18 protein-coding genes and 1 tRNA gene are annotated in these 15,225 nt (G+C 39.7%); 4 read left to right on the forward strand and 15 right to left on the reverse strand.

Annotation, left to right across the window (positions count from 1 at the left end; all coding sequences use genetic code 11):
- Nucleotides 1-307: 307 nt before the first annotated feature.
- The 5 genes from ADF62_RS11055 to ADF62_RS10940 all read right to left on the reverse strand — a co-directional run bounded on the left by ADF62_RS11055 (nt 308) and on the right by ADF62_RS10940 (nt 3,023).
- Nucleotides 308-475 (reverse strand): transposase, encoded by a 168-nt coding sequence (locus ADF62_RS11055; protein ID WP_082162566.1) that lies wholly within the window; start codon nt 473-475, stop codon nt 308-310.
- A gap of 106 nt (nt 476-581) precedes the next feature.
- Nucleotides 582-1,310 carry a MerR family transcriptional regulator gene (locus ADF62_RS00020; RefSeq protein ID WP_048787797.1) on the reverse strand — a complete coding sequence of 243 codons (729 nt, stop codon included), beginning with the start codon at nt 1,308-1,310 and terminating at the stop codon, nt 582-584.
- A gap of 174 nt (nt 1,311-1,484) precedes the next feature.
- Complete coding sequence (locus ADF62_RS00025; protein WP_048787798.1) at nt 1,485-2,075, reverse strand: 3'-5' exonuclease; 591 nt, start codon at nt 2,073-2,075, stop codon at nt 1,485-1,487.
- Nucleotides 2,076-2,124: 49 nt separating this feature from the next.
- Nucleotides 2,125-2,661, reverse strand: a complete 537-nt coding sequence (locus tag ADF62_RS00030) for a DUF536 domain-containing protein (RefSeq protein WP_002884601.1) — start codon at nt 2,659-2,661, stop codon at nt 2,125-2,127.
- A gap of 194 nt (nt 2,662-2,855) precedes the next feature.
- Complete coding sequence (locus ADF62_RS10940) at nt 2,856-3,023, reverse strand: hypothetical protein (protein WP_156517372.1); 168 nt, start codon at nt 3,021-3,023, stop codon at nt 2,856-2,858.
- A 141-nt stretch (nt 3,024-3,164) separates the two neighbouring features.
- On the opposite strand from ADF62_RS10940, the gene ADF62_RS00035 reads away from it, so the two are divergent.
- Nucleotides 3,165-3,524: a metal-sulfur cluster assembly factor gene (locus tag ADF62_RS00035; protein WP_048787799.1), complete on the forward strand. Its 360-nt coding sequence runs from the start codon at nt 3,165-3,167 to the stop codon at nt 3,522-3,524.
- A gap of 108 nt (nt 3,525-3,632) precedes the next feature.
- Here ADF62_RS00035 and ilvD read toward each other — a convergent pair whose 3' ends face one another.
- Nucleotides 3,633-5,351, reverse strand: a complete 1,719-nt coding sequence (gene ilvD / locus ADF62_RS00040; RefSeq protein WP_002891655.1) for a dihydroxy-acid dehydratase — start codon at nt 5,349-5,351, stop codon at nt 3,633-3,635.
- A 112-nt stretch (nt 5,352-5,463) separates the two neighbouring features.
- On the opposite strand from ilvD, the gene ADF62_RS00045 reads away from it, so the two are divergent.
- Entirely contained in the window at nt 5,464-6,645 is a 1,182-nt protein-coding gene (locus tag ADF62_RS00045) for an NAD(P)/FAD-dependent oxidoreductase (RefSeq protein WP_048787800.1), read from the forward strand.
- Between the two features lie 71 nt (nt 6,646-6,716).
- On the opposite strand, the gene ADF62_RS00050 is transcribed toward ADF62_RS00045, so the two are convergent.
- The 5 genes from ADF62_RS00050 to ADF62_RS00070 form a co-directional block, all read right to left on the reverse strand.
- Nucleotides 6,717-6,803: transfer RNA gene (locus tag ADF62_RS00050), tRNA-Ser, on the reverse strand.
- 61 nt (nt 6,804-6,864) lie between these two features.
- Complete coding sequence (gene trmB, locus ADF62_RS00055; protein ID WP_048787801.1) at nt 6,865-7,506, reverse strand: tRNA (guanosine(46)-N7)-methyltransferase TrmB; 642 nt, start codon at nt 7,504-7,506, stop codon at nt 6,865-6,867.
- Between the two features lie 9 nt (nt 7,507-7,515).
- Nucleotides 7,516-8,307 (reverse strand): cell cycle regulator CcrZ, encoded by a 792-nt coding sequence (gene ccrZ / locus ADF62_RS00060; protein ID WP_003094706.1) that lies wholly within the window; start codon nt 8,305-8,307, stop codon nt 7,516-7,518.
- 57 nt (nt 8,308-8,364) lie between these two features.
- The gene (locus ADF62_RS00065; protein WP_414716187.1) at nt 8,365-9,399 is read right to left on the reverse strand and encodes an ABC transporter permease; all 1,035 of its coding nucleotides are present in this window, start codon (nt 9,397-9,399) and stop codon (nt 8,365-8,367) included.
- Nucleotides 9,399-10,130: an ABC transporter ATP-binding protein gene (locus tag ADF62_RS00070; RefSeq protein WP_048787803.1), complete on the reverse strand. Its 732-nt coding sequence runs from the start codon at nt 10,128-10,130 to the stop codon at nt 9,399-9,401. The genes ADF62_RS00065 and ADF62_RS00070 overlap by 1 nt, the downstream gene beginning before the upstream one ends.
- Before the next feature lie 64 nt (nt 10,131-10,194).
- Here ADF62_RS00070 and ADF62_RS00075 point away from each other — a divergent pair, with 64 nt between their 5' ends.
- Nucleotides 10,195-10,614 (forward strand): HIT family protein, encoded by a 420-nt coding sequence (locus tag ADF62_RS00075; RefSeq protein ID WP_048787804.1) that lies wholly within the window; start codon nt 10,195-10,197, stop codon nt 10,612-10,614.
- On the forward strand, nt 10,611-10,916 hold the full coding sequence (locus ADF62_RS00080) for a hypothetical protein (RefSeq protein WP_048787805.1): 306 nt from the start codon (nt 10,611-10,613) through the stop codon (nt 10,914-10,916). Before ADF62_RS00075 ends, ADF62_RS00080 begins: the two co-directional genes overlap by 4 nt.
- Before the next feature lie 44 nt (nt 10,917-10,960).
- On the opposite strand, the gene ADF62_RS00085 is transcribed toward ADF62_RS00080, so the two are convergent.
- The 4 genes from ADF62_RS00085 to ADF62_RS00095 form a co-directional block, all read right to left on the reverse strand.
- Nucleotides 10,961-11,689 (reverse strand): hypothetical protein, encoded by a 729-nt coding sequence (locus ADF62_RS00085; protein ID WP_048787806.1) that lies wholly within the window; start codon nt 11,687-11,689, stop codon nt 10,961-10,963.
- An 18-nt stretch (nt 11,690-11,707) separates the two neighbouring features.
- The gene (locus tag ADF62_RS00090; RefSeq protein ID WP_048787807.1) at nt 11,708-12,343 is read right to left on the reverse strand and encodes a DUF4230 domain-containing protein; all 636 of its coding nucleotides are present in this window, start codon (nt 12,341-12,343) and stop codon (nt 11,708-11,710) included.
- Nucleotides 12,344-12,361: 18 nt separating this feature from the next.
- Nucleotides 12,362-12,487: a hypothetical protein gene (locus ADF62_RS11635; RefSeq protein WP_275043063.1), complete on the reverse strand. Its 126-nt coding sequence runs from the start codon at nt 12,485-12,487 to the stop codon at nt 12,362-12,364.
- A gap of 353 nt (nt 12,488-12,840) precedes the next feature.
- Entirely contained in the window at nt 12,841-14,946 is a 2,106-nt protein-coding gene (locus ADF62_RS00095; protein WP_048787808.1) for an AAA family ATPase, read from the reverse strand.
- Between the last annotated feature and the right edge of the window lie 279 nt (nt 14,947-15,225).

Here is a 15,225-nt window from a genome sequence, read left to right on the forward strand (position 1 = left end):
ATTTTCTTGAGCAAGCGAGTGATGGTTCGATAGCCATAAATAAAGTGATTTTCTATACAGAGTTGTTCGATTTTGTCTGCTATGTCGTCTCTTTTCTGAGAATTCTTACACTACTGTTTCCAGCGATAAAAGGTCGACCGTTTGACACCGAAACACTCTAAAATAATAGATACAGGGCACGTTTTCTTCTACTCTTCCACTAGCTTGATAAGACTTACTTTGTCGATTCTCTTACCAAGCTCTGATACTTTTCCACTTCAGATAACTGCTCCATCCCTTTACCATAAGTATATTGTTTCCCCACAGGTTAGTGGAAACGGTACAATTCATCATTCTGATACCATCGCCACCAGGTCTTCACCTGACTAGCATTTTTGATACCGAGGGTATCCATGATAACCTTATTTGATTTAGCCACCTTCTTCATTTCGATACAGGCTAGCTTAGTTTCTACTGAATATACTTTTTTGAACATAACAAAACACTCCTGTTTCTAGTTTACCAGAATTCACAGGAGTGTTTTCTTGTGTCTCATTTTATGGGTGCAGTACCAGTCCAAGCGTTTTTTTATGTTCGAAAACTCATTTTGTTTGACTCTTAGCCAACTCCAGACAGTAGGTTTTCACATGACAATGAGGACAAGTCAGTTTCCGAGTCCTTGGTGTATGTCCGGCAAGAGCAAACTCTTTAGAACTAGGCTCAAAAGTCCTATGACAGTTAGGACATAGGTATTCAAACTGCTTTCTATAGTGAAACACCACTAAATTTATGGCTATTAAAAATGCAGGGCAGATAATAAACAAACCTCTCGGATCCTTAAAATAATAAATAACTATCAGTAGGCCTATCAGATAAAGAAGGGATGTTAGAACGACACTCCCATACACTCTCAACTGCAAATGACGCCATGATTTTTGATTTTCCATAAGACGTGAAATGTCTGACAAATCTTCCAGCAAAAGTTGATGCCGTTTAACAGTAACTTTTTGCAAGTAACGGGCACGTTTTAGTTTAACCTCTATTTCCTTCGAAGACTTTTCTAAACTCTCGATTTGGTCTGTCAACAAAAGCTCTAAAACCTGTTCCCTATTCTCCTCTTGCAAGAGTTTCTTGATTTGTTTGATTGAGAAGTCCAAATCTCTTAAGAAACAAATGACTTGCAGACGTTCCAAGTCTGATTCGTGATAGATTCTCCGACCACCTTCTGTGACTTCAGACGGCGTCAAGATACCTCGCTGATCATAGTACTGGACAGTCCTAACAGACACTTCTGCTGCCTTAGCCAACTCTCCTGTTGAAAACTGAGACATCTCAGTCACCTCCTTTTAAGATTTTCTATCAAAGGAGGACCTTGACCACCCTTGATACCTAGATTCTACCTTATAACGCAAGGTAATATGCAAGCCCTAACCCTAGAGGATTTTCTTTTCTTACAGAAAAAGTTAGCCATCACTCTTTACACCCTTTACAGCTTCTGTAAAGCCCTAGTCGAAAAGGCCACCCAAACCTAAGGCAGCAAAAGGATTGTTACTTACTTCTTCCTGTTGCTCCAAAAGTTTGGCATTCTCATCTAATTCGAGAAACTTCTCGTAAATCTGTGCGGTCATACGAGCATCCTCCAAGCTGTTATGACCGTGTCCCTTGATTCCAAAGAAATCTGCCACACTAGTCAACTTGAGGTTAACAATACCGTTCAAATCAGAAGCACGACGGTCAAAGGCCTCATCGAAAACATCTAAAGCATATTGTTCTTCCAAGTCTAAACCATTTTCAGCTAGAATAGGCAAATCTGATTTAAGAGCATTGTAGCCAATAAGTGGAGTGTCACCAACAAATGATTTAAACTCCGCCAGAACAGACTCTAGCTTTGGTGCCTTGGCAATCTTATCCGCTGTAATTCCAGTCAAACCATTGATAAAGGATTGCAAAGGAACATCCGAATAGACGAAAGAATCAAACTGGTCCACTTCCTCATGCTGATTCAGCTTAATAGCCGATACTTGGATAATATGACTAACCCCATCCACCGTGTTAAACTCCAAATCAAAGGCAATATAAGTTTCTAAATTTTCCATTTTAATCTCCTACAATAGTTAAAGCTGAGACTGAGTCCCAGCTTCTTTTTTATTTTCCAAATAGACGTCCAAAGAAACCTTTTTTAGAAGCTTCTTCTTGTTTGGTCTGGATTTCTTCCACTTGGGCCTTGGCTTCGTCAACCTCAACCTTAGCCTCGTCAAGTTCCAGTTTAAGCTCTTCCTTGTCCTTCATAGCAGTCAAGGTCAATTGCTGTTGTTGATCAATTTGCTTGTCCTTTTCGGCGATTTGAACGTCTTTGACACGCAATTGGTCATCCATGTTAGACAACTGCTCGTCCTTAGCCTTCAACTGAGCATACAGACGGGCAATCTCAGAGTTTTTCTCGTCTACAAGAATCTCCAACAACTCACGTTGTTTTGTTTCTTCATCGATTGGCTCATCATCAAAGATGGTTTTCTTGTAAATTTCCTCCAACTTAATTAAGCCACTGCGTTTAACGACAGTAACTCCTTTAGCATTTTTTTCTAGATCTTCTTCTGGAAGTTGTTTGACACGATTATTGACTGCTTGACGACTAACACCAAGGATTTCAGCAATCTCGCTGACTGTCTTTTCAATACTCATAATAGCCTCATTTTCTCTTGAAATGTCTCACTATGAGAATATCACAATCACTCCTTTCTGTCAATTTGACTAGTTATTCTGGATATCTGAAGGACTTTTTTCCTTTCACTCTTCAAACAATTGACTTGATAGGAAGCTAAGCTTTTGGTTAACTATGTGTGGGTATAAATGTATATAGAAGGAAAGTCTTTGACTTAAACAATCGGTACTTCCAAATTGGGTTTTGTCGGTATCAGATCTGTTGTATCTAGGAATGGTGGGAACAATTCCACAAGGTTTGAGATTTTCATTCTTGCTCCAATTTTTGATGGCATTCGAGCAACCTTGGTTGCAAAACGACTTGATATTGAAGCATCAATCACATTATCTTCAACGGTTTGACTGTTGGAGTTTTTTTATTGTTACTTTACTCGCTTACTAAAGCCTCATATTGCCATCCGAGATTGAAAAAAGCCCTAAATTATGCCATAATAAACAAAAGCAAAATAGAAAGAATGAGTCCTATGAAAAACTTCCGTGATGATATTAAGGTCAATGATTTGGCCCAGCCCTTTTTAGAGCCAATCATCGAACAAATGACCACTGTATTCGACCCAGAGATTGAGCTAGATATTTATAACCTTGGTTTGATTTATGAAATCACCGTCGATGAAAATGGCCACTGCTACTTCCTTATGACCTTTACTGATACTGGTTGTGGCTGTGAAGAGACTATGCCTTATGAAATCGCTGAAAAGCTAAAATCCATTGACGGTATTAACTCTGTCAAGGTGGAAACCACTTATTCACCAGTCTGGAAGATGACACGTATCAGTCGTTATGGACGTATTGCTCTTGGTATCTCACCTCGAGGCGGAAAATAAAAGGAAAACCATTACTTGTCACCATACTGCCAACAACTGTCTTAAAAATTAATATCAAAAAATCACATCGAACAAATGTCCGGTGTGATTTTGTTTTATATCATTTCATTAGGCTTTACCTGATTTATCCATGTTCCAGAAGTCGGTAACGGCACCACGTGACGCTGAAGAAACGATGTGAGCGTATTTACCAAGGACACCACGGCTATAAAGTGGTGGCAACTCAGTTTCGGCTTTACGTTTCGCCAACTCTTCGTCTGAAACGTGCATCGTAATTTCTTTGGTATCTTGGTCAACTGTAACCATATCACCTGTACGGAGGTAGGCAATAGGTCCACCAACCTGAGCTTCAGGAGCAATGTGACCAACAACGAGTCCGTAAGTACCACCTGAGAAACGTCCATCTGTCAAGAGGGCAACCTTATCCCCTTGACCTTTACCAACGATCATTGAAGACAATGACAACATTTCTGGCATACCAGGACCACCCTTAGGACCTACAAAACGTACAACAACTACGTCGCCATCAACGATTTCATCAGAAAGAACTGCTTCGATGGCGTCTTCTTCTGAGTCAAATACTTTAGCAGGACCAGTGATGTTACGAACTTTAACCCCTGATACTTTGGCAACCGCACCTTCTGGAGCCAAGTTACCTTTCAAGATAATCAATGGACCATCAGCACGTTTAGGATTTTCAAGCGGCATGATGACTTTTTGACCTGGTGTCAAATCATCGAAGGCCTCCAAGTTTTCTGCAACAGTCTTACCAGTACATGTGATACGATCACCGTGAAGGAAACCATTCTTAAGAAGGTATTTCATAACGGCTGGTACACCACCAACATTGTAAAGATCTTGGAAGACATATTGACCTGAAGGTTTCAAGTCAGCCAAGTGAGGCACACGCTCTTGAAAATCGTTGAAATCTTCAAGTGTCAAATCAACGTTAGCTGCATGAGCAATAGCGAGCAAGTGAAGTGTCGCATTTGTTGAACCACCAAGTGCCATTGTGACAGTGATGGCATCTTCAAAGGCTTCACGTGTCAAGATATCTGATGGCTTAAGACCTAGTTCAAGCATCTTAACAACTGCACGACCTGCTTCTTCGATATCTGCTTTCTTCTCAGCTGATTCTGCAGGGTGAGATGATGATCCTGGAAGGCTCATTCCCATTACTTCGATTGCTGTCGCCATTGTGTTGGCAGTATACATACCACCACAACCACCAGGGCCAGGGCAGGCATTACATTCAAGATCTTTAACCTCTTCTGCGGTCATATCACCGTGGTTCCATTTACCGATACCTTCGAAAACAGAAACCAAGTCGATATCCTTACCGTTAAGGTTACCTGGTGCAATGGTACCACCATAGGCAAAAATCGCTGGAATATCCATGTTAGCAATGGCAATCATAGAACCAGGCATATTCTTATCACAACCACCAATAGCAACAAAGGCATCGACGTTGTGACCACCCATAGCTGCTTCAATTGAGTCAGCGATGATATCACGAGATGTCAATGAGAAACGCATCCCTGGTGTCCCCATCGCAATACCATCTGCAACAGTAATCGTACCAAATTGAACTGGCCAAGCACCCGCGTCTTTAACACCTTCTTTGGCAATTTGACCAAAACCGTGCAAGTGGATATTACATGGTGTGTTCTCAGCCCAAGTTGAGATAACCCCAACAATAGGCTTTTCAAAACTATCATCCGTCATCCCAGTCGCACGAAGCATGGCACGGTTAGGTGATTTAACCATGCTATCGTAGACAGAAGAACGGTGTTTCATGTTATTTTCAGACACGATATTTTCCTCCATAGTTAATAACTATTCTAATTTAAACTTCTACTCCTATTCTAACATAAATTATCTAAAAAAACTGACCATTTACAAACTATTCTCCCTTTTTAAATTATGCTAAAATAAAGGCATGAAACATTTTGATACTATCGTTATTGGTGGGGGTCCTGCTGGCATGATGGCGACTATTGCCTCAGCCTTCTATGGCCAACAAACCCTTCTAATTGAAAAAAACAAACGTCTCGGAAAGAAGCTGGCTGGTACTGGTGGTGGACGTTGTAATGTTACTAACAACGGGACTTTAGACGATCTTCTAGCAGGTATTCCAGGTAATGGCCGTTTCCTCTATAGCGTCTTTTCACAATTTGATAACCACGATATCATTGCTTTTTTCGAGGACAATGGTGTCAAACTTAAGGTTGAGGATCACGGACGTGTCTTCCCTAAGACAGATAAATCACGGACCATCATCCAAGCTCTAGAAAATAAGATTCAGGAACTTGGTGCTAGCATACTCACCAATACAGAAGTTGTCTCTGTCAAAAAAGTCGATGAACATTTTCAGGTTAAGTCTGCAGACCAGATTTTTACCAGTGATAAACTCATCGTCACAACTGGGGGAAAATCTTATCCATCAACAGGTTCAACTGGTTTTGGTCACGATATCGCCCGACATTTCAAACTTCATGTTACTGATCTTGAAGCTGCAGAAAGTCCACTTTTAACCGACTTTCCACATAAAGCTTTACAGGGAATTTCTCTTGACGATGTCACACTGTCTTATGGAAAACACAAGATTACTCATGACCTTCTTTTCACACATTTTGGCCTATCTGGACCGGCTGCCCTACGTTTATCTAGCTTTGTCAAAGGAGGTGAAATATCCCATCTAGATTTTCTTCCTAACCATAGCCAAGAAAATCTCAAGACCTACTTTGAGGAAAATCGCGAGAAATCTGTTAAAAACACTCTCAAAGGTCTAGTGCCTGAACGTGTCGCTGAATTTCTAGCAGGAGATAAGGCAGATAGCAAGATTAAACAACTCCATCCAAAAGATTTGGAAAAGCTTATCAGTCAACTCAAGGAGATGGAAATTCCAATTACAGGCAAAATGTCACTTGCTAAGTCCTTTGTAACCAAAGGTGGCATAGACCTCAAGGAGATTAATCCTAAGACCCTAGAAAGTAAAAAAGTCCCTCATCTACACTTTGCAGGAGAGGTCCTTGACATCAATGCACATACCGGTGGCTTTAATATTACTAGCGCCCTCTGTACTGGTTGGATAGCAGGAATTCAGATTCCTTGGGACTAGGAAGATTTTTCGAATAACGACAACAAAAAGGTCCCTTCTATGATAGAAGGGATCTTTTGTCTATTTCTAAAAGGAGAGGAGGGGATTCGAACCCCCGAGCCCCGTTAAGGACTACACGCTTTCCAAGCGTGCGCACTCGGCCTCTATGCGACCTCTCCATATCAAACGATTAGCCTATTTGTGGCTAATCGCTATTTTTTCATCCTATTTACCAAATATTTAATCTTTAAACTGAGCCTCTACTCGATAGATGACTTGACCTTTTTCTGAGAATTTACGCTCGTACTCAGTCATAACATTACCTTCGTAATCACTAGCATGAAGGTCCAACCAAACTTTGTTGAGAATCATTCCATACTGTGAGAAGCTCGCCAAACTGTATTCGAAAAGTCCACGGTTATCGGTCTTAAAGTGAATCTCTCCATTTTTAGGCAATATTTGCTTATAAGTATCTAGGAAAGTCTTGTAAGTCAAACGGCGTTTCTCGTGACGGCTCTTAGGCCATGGATCTGAGAAATTCAGATACATCATGTCCACTTCACCGTCCGCAAAATAGTTGGTCAAGGCAGATCCATCCACACGCAAGAGTTTGACATTTTCAGCACCAGAGGCCAAAACCTTATCCAAGGCGTAACTCAAAACAGACAACTGGATATCAATACCGATGTAGTTAATATTAGGGTTTTGTTGAGCCATTCCAGTAATGAAGGCTCCCTTACCAGAACCCACCTCAATATGGATAGGATTGTCATTACCAAAAAGCTGATGCCATTTACCTTTAGCAGCTTCTGGCTCAAGGATAACATACTGAGGATAATTAGCTAGGTGTTCCTCTGCACCTTTACGTTTTCTAACTCGCATGTCTACTTTCTAATATCTGTGCAAGGTCTCTCTGAACTTACGCAGCTCATAAATTTCTCGATTGGCATGTTCCATATCACGGCTATCAAAGAATTTTGAAATTTGTGTCAAGTATGAAAATTGCCCATACCAGTAAATCTTGTCCATCACAAGGTCATTGTTCTTATAGCCATAATATGACAACCACTGTGGCCAATGTGCCAATGGAATGTAATGGCTAAGAATCTGCGCCACATCATACATACGGTCAGTTAGACGTACAGAATCCCAATCAACCAAATAAATCAATCCTGAGGTTGTAATAACAAAGTTACTATGACGAGCATCGCCATGAACAATGGTCGCAATCTCTGCACGAAACTCTGGAAGATGACGTTTCAAATCTCTAACAACATCTTGAAGGAAGCTATTTTCACGCAATTGATAAGCAGCATTTTCCTCCCACTCGTGCAGAAGGTCAAAAGGATTCTCAATATGATAATCCAACTGCAAGAGCTGATTAACCAAGTGTTTAGAGCGGTGCAGATTACCAAGAATTTGGATAATCTGTTTACTATTCATATCATGTTTGGTCAAAATACGACCATCAAGCCACTCCTGTGCACTCATCATATCACCATTTCCCAGACGTTTAGCCCACAGGAGCTGGGGCGCAATCTGTTCCTTGGCAAGAGCTGCCAAGATTGGTGTTGTATTCATCTTCACAAAGACACGATCTCCGTTTGGATAAGTCCCCATATAGGCCTTACCACTATTTCCTTTGAGAGGAGTCAGGCTCAAATCTTTATCTGTTGATGTCACCTAGGCATCTCCTTTTTCTTTAGTAATTTGCTTCTATTTTAACTTATTTGATAGGTATTAGTCAATCATCTTCTTAAGCTTGGCTGGTAGGTAAACAAGGCTCAAAACCAGCATAATTCCAACTAAAATCAGGCTAAACTTAAGATCGAAGAGGCAAATAGCCTGGACCAGAGTCAGCACAAGTACAATCTGAGTAATCAAGCGCTTAAGATTGCTCACCTGCATGTCTTTTCCAACTGGCATAAGGTTAGCCATTCTCTGATAAGCAAAGTGTGATTTTAGTGCTGTTAGCTGGAAGAGCAAGAGGTAGTCAAAAACAACCACAAGCACCATAGCCAGCCATTTTTCAGGAACCAAAAAGATAACCAAAAGAGACAAAGCAAAGAGACGACAACTCAAAGCAAAGTAATCTCCAGAACGTAAGAAAGCCCTTAGGTAAAGGTTGTACCAAGTATGTTTCTTGTCTTTCTTTGTACGTTTAAGAACACTATCCAAATAACCACGGCGTTTAACACTCGACGTAATTCCCTTAACATTGGTAAAGAGTGAAAAGAACTTCAAAATCGATTGTTGGCGCTTATTCTCCGCCTCAATAGCCTCAGTCCAGTTCAGGCCAGACTGTTTATAAAAAGGTTGTGCTTTCTTTTGGAAAATAAAATACTTAAGAATAGCCATAGCCACAGCAATGAGAATAACTCCCCAAACTGGAAGGCCCAAGGCAAAAAAGAGTGGGACGACCAAGATAAAAATCAAGGTCTGAATGAGCACCCAAAATCTAAAAGCACGCCCTGTTACCTTCTTAATATGACCTATCACTTCTTCTTCCTTAACCAACAAGTAGTGCTTGTCCGCAGGTTCTAAATAAGTCGCAATATTCCCCCAGAAAGGTAATAGCAGACAAAGCACAAGCAAGCCAAGAATGATTGCCCACGGATTCTTTGGAAAATGCTTCAGCAACTGGCTATACTGAACCAAGACAAAGCCTAGCAGAAAGAGAAGAACCAAGATAAAATGATCATTAAAGACATAGCGACTATACTTGGCACAACGGGTAGTGAATCGTCTGCTACGCTCCTTAAAAAGCTCAGCTATCATGACAATTCTCCCTTAGTCAACTGCATATAGATATCGTTAAGACTAGCACTATCGTTGCCAAAAGTCTGACGGAGCTCCTCGAGAGTCCCTTGTGCCAAGACCTGTCCATGGTGCAAAATCACAAAGCGATCACACATCTTCTCAGCCGAATCCAAAACGTGAGTCGACATGAGAATCGCCTTTCCCTTAGCCTTTTCCTCAGCCAAAAGTTCAATCAAATCAGAAATCGCCAAGGGATCCAAACCTAGGAAGGGCTCATCAACAATGAGAAGACTTGGACCAACAATAAAGGCACAGATAATCATGACCTTCTGCTTCATCCCTTTTGAAAACTGAGTCGGGAACCAGTCCAACTTTTCATCTAAGCGAAAAAGCTTAAGATACTTGTCCGCACGTGCCATTCCCTCTGTAACATCAAGGCCATATGCCATCAGCACCGTTTCCAAATGTTCACGAAGCGTCAATTCTTCATAAAGACTTGGCGTTTCAGGAATATAGCCAATCTTCTGACGATAGCTAGCTGGATCTTGTTGAATCGTTAACTCATCAATGACAATCTGTCCCCCATAAGGTGTTAAGAGACCAATAATCTCGTTAATTGTTGTTGATTTCCCAGCACCATTAAGACCAATGAGACCAACCAATTCACCATCAGCCACCTCAAAAGTCACATCTTTTAGGACGGGAATATTAGCGTAACCACCCGTCACCTTTTCTAATTTAAGCATTATCTTTTCTCTCTTTGGTATGATATAATCTATTATAACAAAAACTCATGGAAAGGTCGTTATTATGGATAATTGTATTTTCTGTAAAATTATATCTGGAGAAATCCCTTCATCAAAAGTCTACGAGGACGACAAGGTTCTAGCCTTCCTCGATATTTCACAAGCTACAAAAGGACATACCTTGGTTATTCCTAAAGAGCACGTTCGTAACATCTTAGAAATGTCTGCTGAAACCGCTGAGACTGTCTTTAGCCGTGTTCCAAAAATTTCTCGTGCCGTGCAAAAAGCAACTGGAGCAATCGGCATGAATATCCTTAATAACAACGAAGAAGTTGCTGGACAAACCGTCTTCCATGCTCATATTCATCTCGTTCCTCGTTACGGTGCAGACGATGGTATCCACATGGGATTTGACGAACACGAACCAGACTTCGCTGCCTTGGTCGACCTTGCTGACAGCATTGCTAAAGAGGTAACAGAATGAAACTCGGACGCTTTCTAGCTCTTGGAACCCTTGCCTACGGTGCCTACTACGCCTATAAACGACGTGAAGACATCAAAGAGGAAATCCTAGACCTCAAACAATCACGAGAAAATATCTCTCACGATCTGGACAGAATCAAACGCAACCTTGACATCATCAAGGAACAAAACTTTGTGCTTGATGACATCAAACAAGACCTCATCTATAAAACACGTATCTTCCAAAAAGACCTAGAACCTCGACTTAGCATCATCCAAGAACATTTGAAAAAATATCAAAGTGAGGATAAAGAAAAAAGGTAAGTAGCCTATGCTACTTACCTTTTTTACTGATGAAAAATCGACAATTACTTGTATTCTGTAAAAATCAATTTAGCGTCATCAGCCTTTGTTGACTCATCATATCCAGTATAATTAATACTTAGGACTTGATTTTTCTTTAATTTAACAACGACATCTGTATTTCCTGGATTGTATTCTTGACTCTTTGATGTGTTTGAATCCAAATCTTCGATAGTAACATCCCAACCGAGATTATTAAATTGTGGGTCAAGATTAACGTTAGTGCTTAATTTATACGTTCCTTCCTTAATATCTCTGCCTACAATAAATTCTCCCTGACCAAGTTCATTACTTGGTTCAACTTCCTTAGCTACTGCATTGAATTTTACTTTGGAAATGTCTTGTAATTGTAAAGTATCTCCATCAAATAAAATAAGTCTAATCTTTGAAGCATAATTTCCAACATTTCCAGCTGTACCAGCAACAAAGTTTATATGTAGTCCATCCTCAGATTTTCTTGTACCAAAAATATTTCCTGAACCACCCGTAACTTCAATATCATATATTCCAGGCTTAACATCACCTTTTTCACCTACAGTAATATCATCAGTAGCATAAATTTCATCCGTAGATTTAGAACTATCAATAAGTTTTTGGAAAGGTTCTGATTTAGCAGTATGAACCTTTGATTGTTTTACCTTTGGATTTCCCTCTGACTTTTTACTATCATTTTGGCACCCCACTAATCCGATACCAACGAACATCAAAAGAACAAATGTGATTAACTTTTTCATAATATTTTCTCCTAAAATTTATTTTTTACTTTGAACTGTTACTGTTGCTTCATGATCCAAGGATTTTATCATTGAAGAGTAGTACTTCTCAGCTGATTCATTCAAAAGTTTATTGTAATCCTTTAAATATCCTTGCTGTTCTTTATTTGATAATCCTTTTGTAGCAGCCTCACCAGTATCAACATTTTGGGTTGATGCACTGAGTAATCCTCCACTAGTATCATATAACTTATAAGGTTTATCCTTGTCTAACTCAACACCAATAACTTCATATTGAGGTAAGTTAACCTTATAATTGTGTTCCCTATCACTCTCAATATTAACTCCTTTCTTTATACCAAATTTAGCTGTATAGTTAAGAATAATAATCGCTCGCTTTTCTGAGCCTGGAATTACAATTTTATTACCAAATAGCTTTGTATTATTCTCAATAGTCTTAATTTTTTGAATTTCTACATTTAGTAAAACTACTTCATGAACCTTTTCTATCTGCTTAATACTAGAATAAGTCTCAGTTTGCTGATTATGAGATAAAGCATTCTCAATATTCTGAACTGGTTTTAGCCAGAATCCTAATATTAAAATTAAGGCTAAGACGATTAGGTAAATCCATACAGCTATCTTTTTATTCAATATCTTTTTAACTAATTTCATTCAGATTCACCTACATTCCTACTTTTTCAAAAACAACTGGATTAACAATCCTGCAATCACAATACCAGCTGCAATTAGGGGGTTCAACATCGCTATTCCTACAAGAATTAAAATAGCTAAAATCCATAAAACTACCTTTATCATCTTATCTCCTTTAAAATACGAATACCATAATCTCCCCTAAATTTAATTTTCTGTAAACATTATATATATATACGTTGTCAAGGTTTTCTTGAAAATAGAATATATTTTTAACTATTTATCAGATTATTATAATTTAAATAAATTTATCTCATTTTATATTTAAGAATAAATATACAAGTCATAGCTATACACAATACAAGACTTTCCGCTGTGCGAAAGGTGAGAGAAGCACTATTGCTTCTCTCACTCGGAAGTCGCTTCCGTCCGTAGCACCCAAGGAAAGTCTTAAAGAAAAAACAGAGATGTCTACTAACATCTCTGCTTCATAATAAGATTAGGAGGTTTTATGCTTCTTATTCAGCATCTTTTTCTTTGATAACCAAGACACCATCTTCCATATCAGCTTCTAGGTGTTTAGCATCAAGGTTATCCAAGTGGAAGTCTGTGACTTTGTCACGGATTTGTTGTTCAACCACACGACGAAGTGGACGAACACCCATGACTTCATCGTAGCCTTCTTCAGTCATGTATTCTTTAGCAGCTTCGCTAACTGCCAAGTCAATGTCTTTCTTAGAAAGCGTCTTGTTAACTTCAACCAACATAAGGTCGACAATCTTAGAAAGATCTTCTTTGCTCAAGTGTGAAAATTCGATGACAGCATTGAAACGGTTAAGGAATTCTGGACGGAAGAAAGGTTTCAAACGATCCATAAGTTCTGGTTTATCAGCATCTTCTGTCAAGTTAGCTTCGTAACCAAAGCCAGCGTTTGAAGTTGCGATAATCACAGTATTCTTGAAGTTTACAGTGTTACCTTGACCATCTGTCAAACGACCATCGTCCAAAACTTGGAGGAGAAGGGTGATGACTTGAGGGTCAGCCTTTTCAATTTCGTCGAGAAGGACGATTGAGTATGGGTTACGGCGAACACGTTCTGTCAAAGTATTGCTATTGTCATCATAACCAACATAACCAGCTGTTGTACCAATCAATTTAGAAACGGCTGTGCGGTCGCTGTATTCTGACATGTCCAAACGGATGATAGCATCTTTAGTTCCGAACATATCAAGAGCCAATTGTTTAGCCAACTCAGTTTTACCAACACCAGTAGGTCCTACAAAGAGGAAGCTACCGATTGGACGGTTACCTTCGTCAAATCCTGCACGGTTACGACGGATGGCACGTGCCACTGCTTCAACGGCTTTATCTTGACCGATAACCTTAGTTTGCAAACGGTGGCCCATATCTTTCAAACGTTCGATATCAGTTGCACCCATTTGTGACACTGGAATACCAGTCATACGTTCTACAGATTCAGCCACATCGTTGACAGTTGCAGTGACTTTAAGGTCTTCTGTATGGTTGGCAATTTTCTTTTCAAGTTCTTCAATACGAACCTTAGCATTTAGAGCTGCTTCGTAGTCTTCTTTGGCAGCTGCAGCTTCTTGTTTAGCTTTTTCTTCTTCAATTTCATGTTCAACAGCATTCACATCAGTCACTGGGTGTTGAGCAGCCAAGTGAGCAGCTGTTACATCGACAAGGTCGATAGCCTTATCTGGTAAACTACGTTGCGGAATGTATTGTACAGAGAAATCTACTGCTGCTTTCAAAACATCATCTGGTAAGATAACATTGTGGTGTTTTTCATAAAGGTCACGGATACCTTGGAGAATCTTGAAGGTATCTTCAGCAGAAGGAGCATTAACCTTAACTTCGTTGAAACGACGAGCAAGGGCAGCGTTCTTCAAGATAGTGTTACGGTATTCATCCTGAGTTGTCGCACCAATCACTGTCAATTCACCCCGTGAAAGAGCAGGTTTCAAGATATCAGCAAGACCTTTAGATCCTTGACCATCGCCAGTGCTTCCGGCACCAAGAATTTGGTGGATTTCATCGAAGAAGAGGATGATATTTCCAGCTTCTTTGACTTCATTTACCAAGTTTTGAATGTTTTCTTCAAAGCTACCACGGTATTGAGTACCAGCTTCAAGTCCAGAAATATCGATTGAGATGATTTCTTTGTTCTTGATAGCAGCTGGGACATCACCATTGACGATGGCTTGAGCCAAACCTTCAACTACGGCTGTTTTACCAACCCCAGCGTCCCCGACAAGGACTGGGTTATTTTTTGTACGACGAGCCAAGATTTCGCAAGCTTCTTGGATTTCTTTGTTACGTCCAATAACTGGATCCAATTTACCTTCACGAGCTTCTTCAGTCAAGTTACGACCAAGTTTAGCAAGAATACCATCTTGTTTAGGTCCTTTACCTTGTTGTTGAGTTGGGTTGACTGCTTCACCTTCATTACCAGGCAATTGACCTGTTTGGCGGTAAATAGCAAATTCTTCAGGTGTCACTTCACGACCGTTAATCATGTAGCGACGGTTTTCTGAACGGTAACCACCCATGTTACCCATCAATTGATTGAAAAGATCGTCCATATTGTTAAAGTTGTTGTTCATATAATTACCTCGTTTTGTGTTATCTTGTGAAATTTCTTAAACGTTATTTTTATGTTAATGTATTTTCTGACTTTTACTGACCAAAACCCTAAAAATTTTTAGTAGCTTCAACTACTCTTCTAATAATTTCAGGTTTTGCTCTTGGTAGGAGACTGAGAACTTTCACAGTCTTAAATAAATTATCATTTAGCATAAGAGCCACCTTCTTTCTGTGAATCTCTCAATATAGCTAACTTCCAAGCCTCTTTCAAAACTATGAATAGCTTTTTCAGAAAGAAA

The sequence above is a fragment of the Streptococcus sp. 1004_SSPC genome, assembly GCF_001069025.1.
GTDB classification, from domain to species: Bacteria; Bacillota; Bacilli; order Lactobacillales; family Streptococcaceae; genus Streptococcus; species Streptococcus vestibularis.

Excerpts from the sequence above, each read along its gene's own strand:
- ADF62_RS00075 (WP_048787804.1), top strand. The coding sequence starts at position 10,195 with ATGGATAATTGTATTTTCTGTAAAATTATATCTGGAGAAATCCCTTCA.
- ilvD (WP_002891655.1), bottom strand. The coding sequence starts at position 5,351 with ATGGAGGAAAATATCGTGTCTGAAAATAACATGAAACACCGTTCTTCT.
- ADF62_RS00020 (WP_048787797.1), bottom strand. The coding sequence starts at position 1,310 with ATGTCTCAGTTTTCAACAGGAGAGTTGGCTAAGGCAGCAGAAGTGTCT.
- ADF62_RS00045 (WP_048787800.1), top strand. The coding sequence starts at position 5,464 with ATGAAACATTTTGATACTATCGTTATTGGTGGGGGTCCTGCTGGCATG.
- ADF62_RS11055 (WP_082162566.1), bottom strand. The coding sequence starts at position 475 with ATGTTCAAAAAAGTATATTCAGTAGAAACTAAGCTAGCCTGTATCGAA.
- ADF62_RS00025 (WP_048787798.1), bottom strand. The coding sequence starts at position 2,075 with ATGGAAAATTTAGAAACTTATATTGCCTTTGATTTGGAGTTTAACACG.
- ADF62_RS00080 (WP_048787805.1), top strand. The coding sequence starts at position 10,611 with ATGAAACTCGGACGCTTTCTAGCTCTTGGAACCCTTGCCTACGGTGCC.
- ADF62_RS11635 (WP_275043063.1), bottom strand. The coding sequence starts at position 12,487 with ATGATAAAGGTAGTTTTATGGATTTTAGCTATTTTAATTCTTGTAGGA.
- ADF62_RS00090 (WP_048787807.1), bottom strand. The coding sequence starts at position 12,343 with ATGAAATTAGTTAAAAAGATATTGAATAAAAAGATAGCTGTATGGATT.
- trmB (WP_048787801.1), bottom strand. The coding sequence starts at position 7,506 with ATGCGAGTTAGAAAACGTAAAGGTGCAGAGGAACACCTAGCTAATTAT.
- ADF62_RS00070 (WP_048787803.1), bottom strand. The coding sequence starts at position 10,130 with ATGCTTAAATTAGAAAAGGTGACGGGTGGTTACGCTAATATTCCCGTC.
- ADF62_RS00085 (WP_048787806.1), bottom strand. The coding sequence starts at position 11,689 with ATGAAAAAGTTAATCACATTTGTTCTTTTGATGTTCGTTGGTATCGGA.
- ADF62_RS00030 (WP_002884601.1), bottom strand. The coding sequence starts at position 2,661 with ATGAGTATTGAAAAGACAGTCAGCGAGATTGCTGAAATCCTTGGTGTT.
- ADF62_RS00035 (WP_048787799.1), top strand. The coding sequence starts at position 3,165 with ATGAAAAACTTCCGTGATGATATTAAGGTCAATGATTTGGCCCAGCCC.
- ADF62_RS00095 (WP_048787808.1), bottom strand. The coding sequence starts at position 14,946 with ATGAACAACAACTTTAACAATATGGACGATCTTTTCAATCAATTGATG.